Origin of the sequence: Shewanella halifaxensis HAW-EB4 (assembly GCF_000019185.1) — a bacterium.
Classification (GTDB): Bacteria; Pseudomonadota; Gammaproteobacteria; order Enterobacterales; family Shewanellaceae; genus Shewanella; species Shewanella halifaxensis.
This window is the reverse complement of sequence record NC_010334.1, coordinates 1373931-1388573: the sequence shown is the minus strand read 5'-3', so window position 1 is coordinate 1388573 and position 14643 is coordinate 1373931. Positions and strand designations below refer to the sequence as shown.

The following is a 14643-nucleotide window of genomic DNA, read 5'->3' as shown; positions in this document are numbered from 1 at the left end:
TTCCAGAAGCGGAATGACAACGCTGTCATGTCTAGGGCAAACATTACACAATAATTAACAGCTTCGCCACAACAAAATAACCGACCGGCTCATTATAATCGGATAAAACAACAACGACCGATATTATTCGATGTAATAATCATTAAAATACAGCCAGTTAAATAACCGTAACCATTGTGACCAACAAGTGAATTTTTTTTGGTTATGACGAAAAAAGACAAAAAGTTGCCAGCTTATCATTGCTAATTCGGATAAAACTTCGCACTATACCGCTAAATTTGAGGACAAATTGCACCATCTCAGCGCTGTTTGTTAATCTTGTGTTACCATGATTTGGCAGCACAGAATGTGTAACTAACGAGAATCCTGCTTAATGAAAGTCACCATAAATGATGTCGCCAAACATGCAGGCGTATCGATTAAAACAGTATCACGGGTCACAAATAATGAACCTTCGGTAAAGCAAGAAACTATCGATAAAGTGAATACTGCTATTAGAGAGCTAAACTATCAGCCTAACTTAGCGGCAAGAAATTTGGCTGGGACAAAATCATATGTAATTGGTTTTATATATGATAATCCCAATGCTTACTACATCATCGATATGCAAAATGGCATTCTCTCTGCGTGCAAAGATTTGGGTTACGAGTTGCTTATTCACCCGTGTAATTCCCGGGCAGATAACATCTGTGAAGACCTGACTAAATTAGTTAAGCACAACCGTTTATCTGGTTTAGTGCTAACACCGCCGCTGTCTGAAGATCCGGTGATCTTAGCGGCACTCGATAAAATCGATGCCAGCTATGTGCGTATTATTGCAGGTGAAAAAGTTGAATCAGGCTCAGGTTTAGCCGTTCTGGTTAACGACAGATCCGGTGCGATTTCAATTACGCAGCATCTGATTGATCTTGGCCATAAGAATATCGCCTTCTTGAGCGGTGATCATGAACATGAATCGACCAAAGAGCGTTTAGCTGGGTTTAAGCAGGCATTGAAAGATAACAATATCTCACTCAATGAAAGCAATATTATAGATGGGAAGTATTCGTTTGAGTCTGGCGTTCAAGGGGCGAAAATCTTACTTGAGAAACAGGTGAGGCCGACGGCTATTGTCGCTTGTAATGATGAGATTGCCGCAGGTGCATTATTTGCAGCAAGACTCGAAGGTGTCGATATTCCGTCTGATATCTCTATTGTTGGGTTTGAAGATAGCCCATTCTCTCGTCAAACTTGGCCAAAACTCACCACAGTGCATCAGCCTAACGAAGAGATCGCGCATATCGCAACTGAATTACTGATAGCTAGGCGCCGAGAAGAAAAGTCAGATCAGACCAAAGTATTCCTGCCAGAGCCTGTTATTAGAGACTCATCAGCCAAACCAAGAGCTTAACGAAAACAGAACTCTACTTCTTCGCATTATTTGCAAAAGCAGATAATGCGAAAAAGTCGCTCAATGCTATACCGCTTCTTCGTTCTCTTCACCAGTACGAATACGAATAACACGTTCAATATCAGTGACAAAAATCTTACCGTCGCCAATTTTACCTGTACGTGCAGTATCTACGATGACTTCCAACGCCTGCTCTAAAAGTTCATCTTGTATCACTAATTCAATCTTAACTTTTGGCAGAAAGTCGACCATGTACTCAGCGCCGCGATAAAGCTCAGTATGTCCCTTTTGACGACCAAAGCCTTTTACTTCAGAAACAGTCATACCAGTAATACCAATATCAGCAAGTGACTCACGCACATCATCTAACTTGAATGGTTTAATAATGGCTTCGACTTTTTTCATTGTAAAACTCCCTAAAAACTTGCTGTAAGACGCTATTTAATAACGACGTAGCTTATCACGCAGTGACAAAACTCAGAAGTCTAAAGTGATTTGTTGCTGCACTCAAAAGTAAATGCTGTCTTCATATAACCGAACAATATATCCATTAGTGCTTAAATTAGTCATTCGTAAGCTACACTTTAGCTTTAATCCCCTCCAATATTTACAGGATGTAAATATTAAAACTGACTCAAGGAAGAGTTAAAATGCACCACAGAACTGCCGGTTTTACCTTAATCGAGCTGATGGTTACTCTTGTCGTAGCGACGATTCTAATCGTGATCGCCGTTCCCTCGTTAAGCCAGTTTTACGAGGCACAAAGAGCCAAGTCAGCTATTCGTGTTATACAACAGACTCTACAATATGCCAGAAATTCCGCAATTAGCTTCGGGGTTAGGGTTACGGTATGCCCTATTGCAAGTGATAGTTGCAGCAAAGACTGGCGCTTAGGTCTTACTGTTTTTACCGATTCAGGTGACAAGAATCAAATAGATGATACCGATAAGATTCTCCTTCAAACATCTCCTTTCAATCCGCAAGATATCGTAAGCTACAATAGAACCTCCGTCCGATTTCACTCTGATGGCTTAGCATCCGGTTCTAACGGTACACTAAGGTACTGCCCCTCCTCCGCCACCAGCCCTTACTCCAAAGCAGTAATTGTAAATCAAGCCGGAAGGGTCCGATTCTCCCAAGCAACAAACATAGAATGTTCAAACTAAATAATATTCCACATGTCAAAACCGCTAAACATGACAAGATATTGACTTTAAAAAAGAATGACTTATATGCTGAAATACTAAACTTTCTCGCTTATAATGCTAGCAGGCATGAATTGGAAGGGACTGAAAGGATTGCGCATATGTTGAACAAGAAGCAAGGATTCACTTTAGTAGAGCTTATGATAACAATTGTTGTCGCAGGGATATTATTATCAATTGCGGTCCCCTCCTTAGTCTCAATGTATGAGCAAACTCGAGTTAATAGTAATGTTGAGAAAATCCACAACATCTTAGCTTTTGCTCGTAACCAAGCCGTCAGTTATGGCTCCAGAGTTAACGTTTGCTCATTGGCGAGTCAGACATCTTGCGGTAGCACAACAGATTGGCAAAAAGGGATCAGAGTCTACCTTACAGATGCTGGTGGCACGAATAAAGAGTTGCGTGCAATAGATGGTTTCAACACCAACGACAAAGTTAAAGGCCCGGCAGCCTTGATAACATTTTCCTCTGAAGGGCTTTCATCTGGCGGTGACATTATCTACTGCCCAAATGGTAAAGCAACTAACTCTAAAAGTGTTAAGGTTAGCGCCAGTGGCTTAGTTTCTTATGGCGCAGAGGGAAACAGCTGTTAACCTGTAAGTAAAAACTTCAAAAAAGATGACGCTCTAGTTTTCATTGCGAAATTATACTTAATAACTTCGTTAGATGACTCATTCCTCCCTTTAGTCGGTGTCTAAGGCATCTAAATTACCTCAACGCTATCTCAGTGTGCGTTCATCGACTCGCCTAGCCTTTTCAGAACTAAAGTCTTTAGTTAACGGAACGCACTCTGTTGCATCCCTAATAAAGTACTTTTTACCTTTATGATCCGTTAACTGCTTACCCGGCAAACTCGCGAACTTAAGCTTAAAATCTGATACCTTCCAGCGGTAAAAAACGACTTGTTCTCCCTTTTTGCTACTCACTACATGGCACTTGTATTCTTGATATTCAACAGCAAGCGCTTGGGAGGTCGGAAATAACAGCGCCGCTGCACTAGTCAAAAACAAATATTTAAGCCTTATCATTACCAACACTCCTTTGATGGACCCTTAATACCCGCATGAGTCAGAGTTATCGTAGCGCAAGTCGAGTCTCGACTAGCTTGTGCGCCTATTGCTGTCGCGGTGATGGTGAAAGCAGCAGTACCAGCAGAAGCAATACTGTAGTGGCCACTTTCAGTAATAAATGGGCTAGCGCTAAGTCCAAGCTTCTTCAAATCCGTAGCAAAAGCGCGATTATCCAAGTAATACTGCTCTTGAAGATTAGCCACTCTCAATACTGCCGCAACGCCTTCTGAACGAGCACTCTTTGTCACATAATCAATATAGGAAGGATAAGCAATAGACGCCAAGATCCCCACGATAGCAACCACAATCATCAGCTCAATTAAGGTAAAACCTCTTGTTTTATGCATTACTAATTACTCTCATCCAAATGGTAATAGATTCGATTAGTCGTTAAACCACTACCAAGCTCAACGGTTCCTTTACACTCGCCATTTTCGCACTCCCCTTTGCCTACACCGATAATATAGGCCTTTGACTCCTCTCCGTCTTCAGACTCAGGGATTACAATTTGTGGAGTGTCGGGAACTCGCTCTCCAACTTCATAATAAAGCTGACTATTAGTTCTCGTCCCTCTGTGTAAATCGAAGACATAGAGTCTACCTTGGCCAGAGAAGCCACAAATGCCAGCATCCAAATTAATTTCGTTGTTAGTTGGCGGGATAAAGGAAGTGAAGTAGACCTTACCATCAAAAATAAGTGCTGCAGAAAGGCTCTTCTCCCCCGTAGCAGATAACAAGTAATACCAGCCCCGCTTTTTGCCAAAGGCGACATTGTCACTCTCGGTTATTGGTGCTGACGAGGTAACATCATATAGGTCCGTCAGCTCCAAGGGGCTAGGAACATTCGTTCCTGAAAATGTCTTGGTAACTACGTTTCTGTCTTGGAAAACATAAAACATATCATCTGTACTGGTATTTAACGGGTTCGTACGGTTACCTGTTCCCACTGTGACGGCATCATAAGGGATGTTTTGATAACTCAGCGTTCCTGACTGACTATGAATATTATTAAACTGCGTTTGTGCGACTGCAGGTTCTGCAAAGAACATACGATTATTTGGTGACAAAGACGCGCTTATTGAAGCAAACTGAAACACAGACCAATCACTGCTTACTTTTGAAGGCAAGTCCATACGCCATACATTACCACTGATATCGGTTGCATAGATGCGATCGGTCACACCATCATTGTTACTGTCGAGCACAGCGACTTTATTGGGAATACTGCTCATACTCGAGTCTGTAAACTTATCTATGTAGGCGCCTGTATCGGCATTGACAATATAAACCGCTTCACCTGTGCCATCTGGTGACGCCATACCGCCACCGAATATCAATACCGGACTCTCAATTCCAGGAATAAAGGTAACTACTGGTTCTGACCATGTTTGCCCCAACTCTTCTAGACCTGTGGCATTAGAATCAATTTTCCACTTAAATTTCGGTTGATCGGGGTTAGTAATATCGAGCGCATAGTAAGACATGCCACCACGGCGCATCCCTAAATAAACCCAAGCTTTATTCACCTTTCCTGTAGAGTCAGTTTCGGTATAGGCAACAGGGGATAAGTCCATGCCATAAACACTGTGCTTACCGGTCGGTAGGTTCGATTTCAATGCCGAAACATTGGATAAAAGCTCTGCTGGAATAAATGCCCAAGACTCTTCGACTGTTCCCACTGAGTAATCTTTACTGCCGCTATCAGAGTCTTTAAACATATGTACTAACCCTTGGTTAGTCCCCACCAAGATCCGCACGTCCAAGCTTGTAGAAGATGCACCAAAGTTAATGGCTAACGGTTTAGAATGTAGCGGGTCCCCCATCACATCCATTCTCGCCTCAGTGCGATTCTCATCATTATCATCATCATCGACATCAACACCATAGAGCCAATCTAAGTGTTGCCGTACCGATATTGTTTCAGAATCAACGACTACAGAGTCGATGGTAGGTTTACCAAGCAGTGTGTACATAGATGAAGAAGCGACATCTTCAACGCTCAGTAAACTGCTACTGTTATTGGTATATAATACCCTGCTCTTAAGGGCCTTTCTTAAAGCGGGCAGTACCCCTCCAGAATTCACTTTATTACCATCTGCATTAGAAGATGTACATATATTCCAATAAGTGCAAGTGCTCGCACTTATATTGCCAGCGGCATCGATAGCCTTAGATGTACCACCAGGACCTACGATATCACCGGCCGATGTTACTTTTAACTTTTTAAGGTTGCCACTCCATCGTGGGCCATCTCCAGGTAAAAACATCGCAAAATAGGCGGAGTTATAGGTTTGGGTCTTATCGAAGTTATTACTGGCAATACTGGGTGAAGTAAACGAGGAGTCTACTGATAAAATCGACTTAAGTGCATCTTCTAAAGCTGTTTCCAACGCTAGCCCAGTTTTTGCCACATAGTAACCTTTAGACACACCATTATCTCTCCTAGCATAACCACCTCGATAAGCCGCCTCCTCTAATAAGGTGGCAGCCGCATCGGCGCCATCGGAAAAGCCAATCGTCGACAACATGACATTTTGCTTATTATCGACTCCAGAAGAGTCCTTATTACCCACCACAAGATCGTTGTTATACATATAAGACGCTAAGGCTGGAAGGTAACTGGTCTGCGTGTTCCCCCTCGTATTAGTAAAGTCGAAAGGTCCGTAGTTACCAGTTTCAGCAGCGTTATCAGTGAGCGTCTTAATGTAACCGTCTGCAGCACTATCTAAGGTAGGCGCGCCATCGGTAATATAGATCACATAAGCCGTATCAGGGCACTTCTTAAACGGGCTTGTATAACTTCCTGACATTTGGATACTAGGAGGACTATTGGGGACATAACCATCAATCTTGTAATGCCCTTGAGCATTACTGTCTTTATTGCCGTAGATTACAGCGCCACCGCTAAAATACTGATGAGCCTCATATAATGTCTCACATAAAGGAGTATTGGTTTGCGCTGGCATACCATTGATTAAAGAGATGAAGCTCGCTAAATTAGCAGTGTTTTGTCTTATATCTTTCATACTAGAGACAATCCTGCCACCATCGATTTCATACTCATCGGGGTAATTTAAATTAAATACTGCTAAGCTCGCTTCGATAGGGATTTTCAAAGTTTCCAAAGCGTTACTTAGAGCGGATTTAGCAACTTCCAACCGGGTTCCGGTACCGCCACTGTTCTGACCATCATCTGTTGTGGTCACCCACTGATACCAAACCAAATAATGCGATGTGTAAAGGGTTACAGGGTTCCCCTCTCCAAAGTCCGTCTCAGCAACACTCTGCGCTTGGGCTGCTGCATCTGAACCTGCGGTATACATGGCTTTTGTATCAATCGGATAACCATTATCAAATGCAACCGTGCCGCCGCCCTGCTTTTTCCTGCCGGGGTTTTTCGAGTCAAACTCCAGTATATCTTGTTGGCAATCGACTATTGCCCCTTGATTGAAGCCCTCGTTTTCAGCTAGTGAAACCCACTTACCAGTCTGACCACTGGATTTAAATTCGCGCAGGTAGCCGGTATAGCGACCTCTCTCTTTTAGTGCAATAGCGGCCTTATTGCAGTTATTATTATCAGCATAGAACCGGCGAGAATCCTTCGGCACGTCCGGCACAGGCATGCTGCTGGTATTATCTATCCCGCCAGCATTCCAATAGATCCCAGCTCCATTGATATAACCAGAATAACCCGCTAAGTAATCCTCAAAGCCATCGGCGTAACTACAGTCACCTGCCGCTTTTCCCGCTGCAGAGCAATACTTACTTACCGCATTCTGATCTTCTGTGGACATACTGCCGGAGTTATCAAAAATAAATAACACTTGAGGTAGTTTCCCCGTCGCCTTATTGGGATCGACAAGGTAAAGCTCCGTATCATCTGCAAAGCTACAGGCAGAAACGATTATCGAGGCAGCGATTGCACTACAAAATAGATTTTTAATCATAACCCTAATTCCCTGTCAGCACTTGTTGCTCTACACCCGAGGCAACTGTGAGTGTTCCCAGATTATCTCGACCAAATGTCACCGTGCTAGTGATCTGAACCCGCCGACAACTCACAAGATTTGCACCAGTTGCATTAGAAGTACGTTGACAAGCGACATCTCGTACTCCCGCTTCAGGTAACGGAGTCAGCACTTGAGACCCGCCAAACAGTTCTGCGGTTGCAATATCGGGAAGATTAGCGAAAGGAGCACCTGAGTTATCAGCGATGACCTGTGCCAATCCACCATCGGCAATCGCTTTGGCTTCAACTCTTTCCGCGCCAGCACCGGCCATACGCAAAGACTGAGTTGAATTAACAGCAAGCGCAACGCCTATCACCGTCATAATAACCAGCACGACCAGCGCAAAAAAAAGCACAACGCCTTGTTGTTTCTTCATCAAAGCCCCCGCTTAACTTCGAATGAGTACTGGGTTTTCCAGAACTACCGTTGTTGACATGATTTTACGTCTGTAATTATCTTTTGGTGCGGCGATTGTTTTGTCGCCCAACTTATACAACGTTTCGTTGGTATAACTCTTATCTTGCTCTGTTGAGCGCACTAAAACATAAATTTTGATGGCAACTAAACGCTGAAATGACTCATTGTCCCACATTAGGGAGGTCACACTTTCGGCAGGAATATAACGTTCTGGGGTGCTATCGCCATCGTTATCAAAGCCATATAGAAAACGGATATTCTCAATCCCCTCGACTAACTGCTCATCATTTTTCATGCCTGTTACGCTAAGGGTTTTGCGGTTTAACATAGGAATACCATTTGCTTCATCGATATAATATACGTGCTGTTGATACTCCCAAATTCGTGCATTTAGCAGATTAGAAGATGGGGTGCCATCATTAAAAAATATGGCCTGACTAGCCGTTGTTGACACGTAATATCCAGTATTTATACCTGCTGCAACACTAGGGCCAATAAAACGTTTTATCTGTATGACATCGGTCCTTTCTTTTACTCCAGTCAAACACGACAAACTGTCCGTACTCAAACCGCTTTCATAGCCCCACAATCGTCTAAAGTGAGCTGGCTGATTATTAGGAAGAGTCGCATTATTTAAGCCGGCACCAATACAATCATCGGCCGCGGCAAGAGCTGAATCGACAGTAGTATTAACACCTACAACAAAGTCGGTGCCAGTCAGATCCCCCATGAAACCAAGCTGGCTAATATCTCGCTCCATGATAGTCAGTGCAATACGACCGTTTTCCTGTAGCTGATTAAACTGACTGGTGGTGGTCACGTTAGATGAAGACATACTGAACATGGTAAGAATACCGGCAGACAAAAACAGGCTGATCACCATGGCAACCATCAACTCAACGAGTGACATGCCATACTGTATAGAGGGGCTATTTTTAGCGAAGTGTTTCATTTAAATAATCACCGTTTGAATGGAGTAAACTCGTCGGCGATCACTTGAACTTCCGCAATCGGGAAAGTTTGCAGAATCTGATGTAGACCTTATTCCCTGCCACGACATGATGACAGTGACTGTATTGCCGTTAATAGCTATACACCCAGTGGCTGTATCCAACCCTCCAACATTTTGAGCCCCGACAGTTTCTGCTTGCCCGATAAATGCTGCTCGCCACTCATATAGATCCCAGCCCACAGTCTGCGCAGGAGAACATAGTGCAGCCCCTGTACAGGCGGGGGTAGGAATTGGTGGCGTACCACTAAAATTACCAACATAACCTGCTAACTGCCCAGGATTAAGCCTCATACGGTTAATAATATCGTTAGCATAATAAGAGGCCTGAGTCTGCTGAAAAGACTCGAAACTACCACGTTTAGAAATGATATGAAGGTTAAAGACGCCAACTAGACCAACGGTTAAAATAACCAAAGCGACGAGTACTTCAATTAAAGAAAGTCCTTTCTCTCTGGTCTCCATTCCGTCAATCCTCTTGCATTCGTCATATTATTGACGTTAATATTTTGATTTTACCGTTTTAAATCGGTTACTTATAAGTGTTAAAACAGCATACACGTTAATAGTAAATTAGTCGAATGTTACAAAAGGCCGTAACCTTACTCCCTTCGTATTATCAACCGTTGAAATCACTAATTTTTAAGCAAAAAAAAGAGGCCTAAGCCTCTTTTTATTTATTTCAGTTTGGAGCCAACTTTCGTTATAGATCAGCGTAGCTCTGCGGGTACAGCAAACACAGTGTCCTCTAGACGTCCTTCGACCTCGGTGATCACACTCGGTGCCATTTTAGCTATAGCATCAACAACCTGCTTAACCAGTACCTCAGGTGCCGAAGCCCCAGCTGTGACGGCGACATGTTGAATACCGTTAAACCATGACGGATCAACATCGTCGGCGTTATCGACTAAGAAAGCCGTTGTACCTTTCTTCTGTGCTAACTCACGCAGACGGTTCGAATTTGAACTGTTCTTTGAGCCCACCACGATAAACAACTCAACTTTTTCTGCCACATTACGTACCGCATCTTGGCGGTTCTGCGTTGCATAACAGATATCGTCCTTACGCGGCCCCTCGATTGAAGGGTACTTGCTTTGCAAGGATGCAATCACATCAGTCGTATCATCCATAGACAAGGTGGTTTGAGTAACAAAACACAGATTATCGGGATCTTTAACCACAAGATTAGCAACGTCTTCTGGCGACTCAACTAAATGAACGCCGCCAGCGGGGTTATCATACTGCCCCATGGTACCTTCAACTTCAGGATGGCCGGCGTGGCCAATTAAGATGCACTCAATGCCTTTACGGCTAGCCCTTGCAACCTGTAGGTGAACCTTGGTGACTAGCGGACAGGTTGCATCAAACACTTTAAGGCCACGTCTTTTAGCCTCGTGGCGAACCGCTTGAGATACGCCGTGAGCACTAAAGATGACGATACTCTCGTCAGGCACCTGATCCAGTTCTTCAACAAATACTGCACCGCGATCTTTTAGATTCTGCACCACATAGCGGTTATGCACCACTTCATGTCGTACGTAAATAGGGGGCGAAAATAGTTCTAATGCTCGCTCAACAATGCTAATAGCACGATCGACGCCCGCACAGAAACCACGTGGGTTTGCCAAAAGAATATTCATAATTACAATACCTGTACCACTTCGAGTTCAAAGGTGAGCACTTGCCCCGCCAATGGGTGGTTCAGATCGATAGTTACCGAGTCGCCAACCACATCTCTGACCATACCAGGAATTTCACTGCCACCAGGGCCTGAGAAGCTTACGATCACACCGGGTTCAAGGGCCATATCAGCAGGAAAGCGGCTCCTGTCCATATGGTGCACCGCATCAGGGTTAGATTCCCCGAACGTGTCAGCACTCTGCAATGTAAAACTGTGTTTATCACCTTGTTTAAGGTTGATAATTTCAGCTTCAAACGCAGGGCTTAAGCTTTCATCCCCCACATTAAACCTTGCAGGCTTGCCACTTGAGCGTGTGCTTTCAGCGGTGGAGCCGTCTTCAAGCACGATATTCATATGACATAAAATTGAATGCATCTCTGACACTTGAGCTACTCCTTTATACCATCAGTTTTTTTATCATCTTTACCCGTAACAAATGAGTCTAAGATGATAAGTGCTGCGCCCACACAAATTGCCGAATCGGCGATATTAAATGCTGGGAAGTGACTGGTATTCCAATAAAAATCTAAAAAGTCGACCACAAAGCCATGCTGCAGACGATCAATTAAGTTACCTAACGCACCACCAATCACTAAGGTATAGGCTAAGTTTAAGCGCCACATCTTGCTTGGCTGCTGACGCAGCCAAACTGATAACACTACGCTAAAGCCAACCGCAACGAAGGTGAACAACCAACGTTGCCAGCCACCAGCATCGCTTAAAAAGCTAAATGCAGCGCCATAGTTGCGCACATAGGTAAAGTTAAAAATGGGCAATAACTGTATCGACTCGTAAAGTTCAAAATTCGACAACACCCACTGCTTAGATAGTTGATCGGCAACAAACACCAACACGACTACCCAATACCAACGCAGACCACTGTCTTTCCAGTTAGTTGGCATCTATCATTCCTTCTCAATCTGAATATTGTTTTGCCATAGCTTTAAGAGATGTCTCTCTTAAAAATGTAAAATTAGAACACAAAAAAAACAACGGCTCCTAAAGAGCCGTTGTTATTACTGATTAAGCGAACTGACGAACTTCGCCATCACCTTCGATGTTAGTAACACAACGTACACATAGCGTTGGATGCTCAGTAACGGTGCCTACATCTTCTCTATGGTGCCAGCAACGCTCACACTTCTCGGCCTCAGACTTCTTCAAGCTTAACTTAAGTGAAGCAAGTTCGGTTCCAATCGCATCACTTGGTGCTGCCGCTAGAGCTACAACTTCAGTTTTAGACGTTAGTAACACAAAGCGCAGTTCATCACCTAGCTTCTCAAGTACCGCAGATAATGCATCATCGGCAAACAAAGTCACTTCAGCTTCTAAAGAGCCACCGATCTGCTTCTCACGACGTGCATTCTCAATAACCTTGTTCACTTCAGCGCGAACGGCCAATAACTGATCCCAGTACTCATCACTTAAATCAGATTCAAGTGTGATTGACTTAAGGCCTTCATACCAAGTTTCGGTAAATACGTATTCACCACGCTCACCCGGTAGCAGCTTCCAGATCTCATCAGCTGTGAAACTTAGGATTGGCGCAATCCAGCGCACCATAGCCTCAGAAATAAGGTACAGCGCAGACTGACAACTACGACGCGCATTGCTGTCACCTTTTGCTGTGTACTGTCTGTCTTTAATGATATCTAGGTAGAAACTACCTAGCTCAACAGAGCAGAACTGCATCAGCTTTTGCGTTACTAGGTGGAAGTTATACTCATCGTATGCTTCCAGTAACTCTTGCTGTAGTGCAGCTGCGCGGCGAACAACCCAACGGTCCAATGCAACCATATCTTCAATGGCAACCATGTCACTAACTGGATCGAAGCCATTAATGTTAGCTAATAGGAATCGAGCCGTATTACGGATCCGGCGATAGGCATCGGCGCTACGGTTTAGGATCTGATCTGAAACCGTCATCTCGCCACTGTAATCGGTCGCAGCGACCCATAAACGAAGAATATCGGCACCCAGTTTGTTGGTCACATGTTGCGGTGAAATCACGTTACCGACAGACTTAGACATCTTACGGCCTTGTCCGTCAACGGTGAAACCATGAGTCAGCACTTGCTTATATGGTGCTTTACCATTCATCGCTGTAGAAATCATTAGCGATGACATAAACCAACCACGGTGTTGATCGCTACCTTCTAAATAAAGGTCGATATCATGGCCATGAAACTCTGGACGTGCAGCAACAACTGTCGAGAATGTTGAGCCTGAGTCATACCAAACATCTAATGTGTCGGTCACTTTGCGGTACTGATCTGCTTCGTCACCTAATAGCTCAGATGCATCTAGATCCCACCAAGCTTGAATGCCTTGTTGTTCGATACGAGCGGCAACACGCTCCATCAAAGACACGCTATCAGGATGAAGCTCTTCAGTTTCACGGTGTACAAACAAGGTAATAGGCACGCCCCATGTACGCTGACGTGAAATACACCAATCAGGACGGTTCTCTACCATCTTTTCAATACGGCTCTGACCCCAATCTGGGATCCATTTAGTCTGCTCGATTTCACTTATAGCCTGCGTACGCAGACCCTTTTGATCCATAGAGATAAACCACTGCGGCGTAGCGCGGAAGATAATTGGCGTTTTATGGCGCCAGCAATGCGGGTAGCTATGCTTAATCTGAACATGACTAAGGAGTGCGCCCTTCTCTTCAAGCAATTCAACTACGTTCTTGTTTGCCTTAAATACATGTAAACCTGCGAAGATCTCTGTATCTGGCTTATAAACGCCGTTATCACCAACTGGGTTTGCCACTTCTAGACCATATTTTTGGCCCACAACGAAGTCGTCTTGACCATGACCAGGCGCGGTATGAACCACACCAGTACCCGAATCAACAGTCACGTGGTCGCCTAAAATAACAGGTACGTCAAAATCATAGAATGGGTGATTAAAACGTAAAAGCTCAAGATCGCTACCTGCTACCGTCCCCAATACCGTGTGAGACTCTGCGCCAAAACGCTCAATACATGATTCATAAAGGTCAGTTGCAAGTACTAGTGCTTGAGTTTGGCCATCTTTAACCATCTCAACCAAGGTGTACTCAACATTAGCCGCTACCGCAAGCGCGCGGTTAGCAGGAAGAGTCCATGGTGTGGTAGTCCAGATAACCATTGAGATATTGTGAGCGTAGTCAGCAAGACCAAACTTAGCGAGTAATGCACTCTTATCTACAGCGGTGAAGGCGACATCGATTGCTGGAGACATCTTGTCTTCATATTCAACTTCAGCTTCAGCCAAAGCAGAGCCACAATCAGTACACCAATGTACAGGCTTAACACCTTTATGCAGATGGCCGTTCTCAATAACCTTAGAAAGTGAACGTACGATATTAGCTTCGGTGCTGAAATCCATCGTTAGGTACGGATTTTGCCAGTCAGCAAATACACCTAAACGAATAAAGTCCTCACGTTGACCGTCAACTTGCTTTGCAGCGTATTCACGGCACTTTTGACGAAACTCAGCTGCAGTAACCTTATGGCCTGGTTTACCCACTTTTTGCTCTACTTTCAGCTCAATCGGTAGACCATGACAGTCCCAGCCTGGAATGTACGGCGCGTCAAAACCAGACATGGTCTTTGACTTAATAATAATATCTTTAAGAATTTTGTTTACTGAGTGTCCAATATGGATATCACCGTTCGCATATGGAGGACCATCATGCAAAATAAACGGTTTAGCATCTTTACGGCTTTCACGGATCTGCTGGTACAGTCCGTTCTCGTTCCAAGATTTCAACATCTCTGGCTCACGATTAGCCAAATTACCACGCATCGGAAACTCTGTTTCCGGCAAATTCAAAGTAGATTTATAGTCGCTCATTGATCCTTTACCGTTT

Annotated in this window: 14 protein-coding genes; 3 read left to right on the top strand and 11 right to left on the bottom strand. The window is 44.0% G+C overall.

Translation table 11 applies throughout. The features are described 5' to 3' along the window. Window positions 1-373: 373 nt before the first annotated feature. Window positions 374-1390, top strand: coding sequence for a LacI family DNA-binding transcriptional regulator (locus SHAL_RS05805; protein WP_012276256.1), 1017 nt, complete (start codon window positions 374-376; stop codon window positions 1388-1390). 66 nt (window positions 1391-1456) lie between these two features. Here SHAL_RS05805 and SHAL_RS05800 read toward each other — a convergent pair whose 3' ends face one another. After that, window positions 1457-1795 (bottom strand): P-II family nitrogen regulator, encoded by a 339-nt coding sequence (locus tag SHAL_RS05800; protein ID WP_012154353.1) that lies wholly within the window; start codon window positions 1793-1795, stop codon window positions 1457-1459. A 245-nt stretch (window positions 1796-2040) separates the two neighbouring features. On the opposite strand from SHAL_RS05800, the gene SHAL_RS05795 reads away from it, so the two are divergent. Both SHAL_RS05795 and SHAL_RS05790 read left to right on the top strand, forming a co-directional pair. Further along, window positions 2041-2556, top strand: coding sequence for a GspH/FimT family pseudopilin (locus SHAL_RS05795; RefSeq protein ID WP_012276255.1), 516 nt, complete (start codon window positions 2041-2043; stop codon window positions 2554-2556). A gap of 140 nt (window positions 2557-2696) precedes the next feature. Next, window positions 2697-3188 carry a GspH/FimT family pseudopilin gene (locus SHAL_RS05790; protein ID WP_012276254.1) on the top strand — a complete coding sequence of 164 codons (492 nt, stop codon included), beginning with the start codon at window positions 2697-2699 and terminating at the stop codon, window positions 3186-3188. Window positions 3189-3314: 126 nt separating this feature from the next. Here the strand turns inward: SHAL_RS05790 and SHAL_RS05785 are convergent, their stop codons facing one another. The 10 genes from SHAL_RS05785 to ileS all read right to left on the bottom strand — a co-directional run bounded on the left by SHAL_RS05785 (window position 3315) and on the right by ileS (window position 14627). Next, window positions 3315-3623, bottom strand: coding sequence for a TapY2 family type IVa secretion system protein (locus tag SHAL_RS05785; RefSeq protein WP_012276253.1), 309 nt, complete (start codon window positions 3621-3623; stop codon window positions 3315-3317). Then, on the bottom strand, window positions 3623-4012 hold the full coding sequence (locus SHAL_RS05780; protein WP_012276252.1) for a type IV pilin protein: 390 nt from the start codon (window positions 4010-4012) through the stop codon (window positions 3623-3625). Before SHAL_RS05780 ends, SHAL_RS05785 begins: the two co-directional genes overlap by 1 nt. Before the next feature lie 2 nt (window positions 4013-4014). Then, on the bottom strand, window positions 4015-7611 hold the full coding sequence (locus SHAL_RS05775) for a pilus assembly protein (RefSeq protein WP_012276251.1): 3597 nt from the start codon (window positions 7609-7611) through the stop codon (window positions 4015-4017). A 4-nt stretch (window positions 7612-7615) separates the two neighbouring features. Next, window positions 7616-8050 carry a pilus assembly PilX family protein gene (locus tag SHAL_RS05770; protein ID WP_012276250.1) on the bottom strand — a complete coding sequence of 145 codons (435 nt, stop codon included), beginning with the start codon at window positions 8048-8050 and terminating at the stop codon, window positions 7616-7618. Window positions 8051-8062: 12 nt separating this feature from the next. Next, a complete protein-coding gene (locus tag SHAL_RS05765) occupies window positions 8063-9043 on the bottom strand; it encodes a PilW family protein (RefSeq protein WP_012276249.1) in 981 nt (326 codons plus the stop codon). Then, the gene (gene pilV / locus SHAL_RS05760; protein WP_012276248.1) at window positions 9044-9565 is read right to left on the bottom strand and encodes a type IV pilus modification protein PilV; all 522 of its coding nucleotides are present in this window, start codon (window positions 9563-9565) and stop codon (window positions 9044-9046) included. 245 nt (window positions 9566-9810) lie between these two features. Beyond that, a complete protein-coding gene (ispH, locus tag SHAL_RS05755) occupies window positions 9811-10740 on the bottom strand; it encodes a 4-hydroxy-3-methylbut-2-enyl diphosphate reductase (protein WP_012276247.1) in 930 nt (309 codons plus the stop codon). A gap of 2 nt (window positions 10741-10742) precedes the next feature. After that, on the bottom strand, window positions 10743-11156 hold the full coding sequence (gene fkpB / locus SHAL_RS05750) for an FKBP-type peptidyl-prolyl cis-trans isomerase (RefSeq protein WP_398364930.1): 414 nt from the start codon (window positions 11154-11156) through the stop codon (window positions 10743-10745). Window positions 11157-11170: 14 nt separating this feature from the next. Then, window positions 11171-11683, bottom strand: coding sequence for a signal peptidase II (gene lspA / locus SHAL_RS05745; protein WP_012276245.1), 513 nt, complete (start codon window positions 11681-11683; stop codon window positions 11171-11173). 121 nt (window positions 11684-11804) lie between these two features. Continuing rightward, window positions 11805-14627 carry an isoleucine--tRNA ligase gene (gene ileS / locus SHAL_RS05740; RefSeq protein WP_012276244.1) on the bottom strand — a complete coding sequence of 941 codons (2823 nt, stop codon included), beginning with the start codon at window positions 14625-14627 and terminating at the stop codon, window positions 11805-11807. Between the last annotated feature and the right edge of the window lie 16 nt (window positions 14628-14643).

Excerpts from the sequence above, each read along its gene's own strand:
- lspA (WP_012276245.1), bottom strand. The coding sequence starts at position 11,683 with ATGCCAACTAACTGGAAAGACAGTGGTCTGCGTTGGTATTGGGTAGTC.
- SHAL_RS05795 (WP_012276255.1), top strand. The coding sequence starts at position 2,041 with ATGCACCACAGAACTGCCGGTTTTACCTTAATCGAGCTGATGGTTACT.
- SHAL_RS05775 (WP_012276251.1), bottom strand. The coding sequence starts at position 7,611 with ATGATTAAAAATCTATTTTGTAGTGCAATCGCTGCCTCGATAATCGTT.
- ispH (WP_012276247.1), bottom strand. The coding sequence starts at position 10,740 with ATGAATATTCTTTTGGCAAACCCACGTGGTTTCTGTGCGGGCGTCGAT.
- SHAL_RS05785 (WP_012276253.1), bottom strand. The coding sequence starts at position 3,623 with ATGATAAGGCTTAAATATTTGTTTTTGACTAGTGCAGCGGCGCTGTTA.
- SHAL_RS05770 (WP_012276250.1), bottom strand. The coding sequence starts at position 8,050 with ATGAAGAAACAACAAGGCGTTGTGCTTTTTTTTGCGCTGGTCGTGCTG.
- SHAL_RS05780 (WP_012276252.1), bottom strand. The coding sequence starts at position 4,012 with ATGCATAAAACAAGAGGTTTTACCTTAATTGAGCTGATGATTGTGGTT.
- SHAL_RS05800 (WP_012154353.1), bottom strand. The coding sequence starts at position 1,795 with ATGAAAAAAGTCGAAGCCATTATTAAACCATTCAAGTTAGATGATGTG.
- pilV (WP_012276248.1), bottom strand. The coding sequence starts at position 9,565 with ATGGAGACCAGAGAGAAAGGACTTTCTTTAATTGAAGTACTCGTCGCT.
- ileS (WP_012276244.1), bottom strand. The coding sequence starts at position 14,627 with ATGAGCGACTATAAATCTACTTTGAATTTGCCGGAAACAGAGTTTCCG.
- fkpB (WP_398364930.1), bottom strand. The coding sequence starts at position 11,156 with ATGCATTCAATTTTATGTCATATGAATATCGTGCTTGAAGACGGCTCC.
- SHAL_RS05790 (WP_012276254.1), top strand. The coding sequence starts at position 2,697 with ATGTTGAACAAGAAGCAAGGATTCACTTTAGTAGAGCTTATGATAACA.
- SHAL_RS05765 (WP_012276249.1), bottom strand. The coding sequence starts at position 9,043 with ATGAAACACTTCGCTAAAAATAGCCCCTCTATACAGTATGGCATGTCA.
- SHAL_RS05805 (WP_012276256.1), top strand. The coding sequence starts at position 374 with ATGAAAGTCACCATAAATGATGTCGCCAAACATGCAGGCGTATCGATT.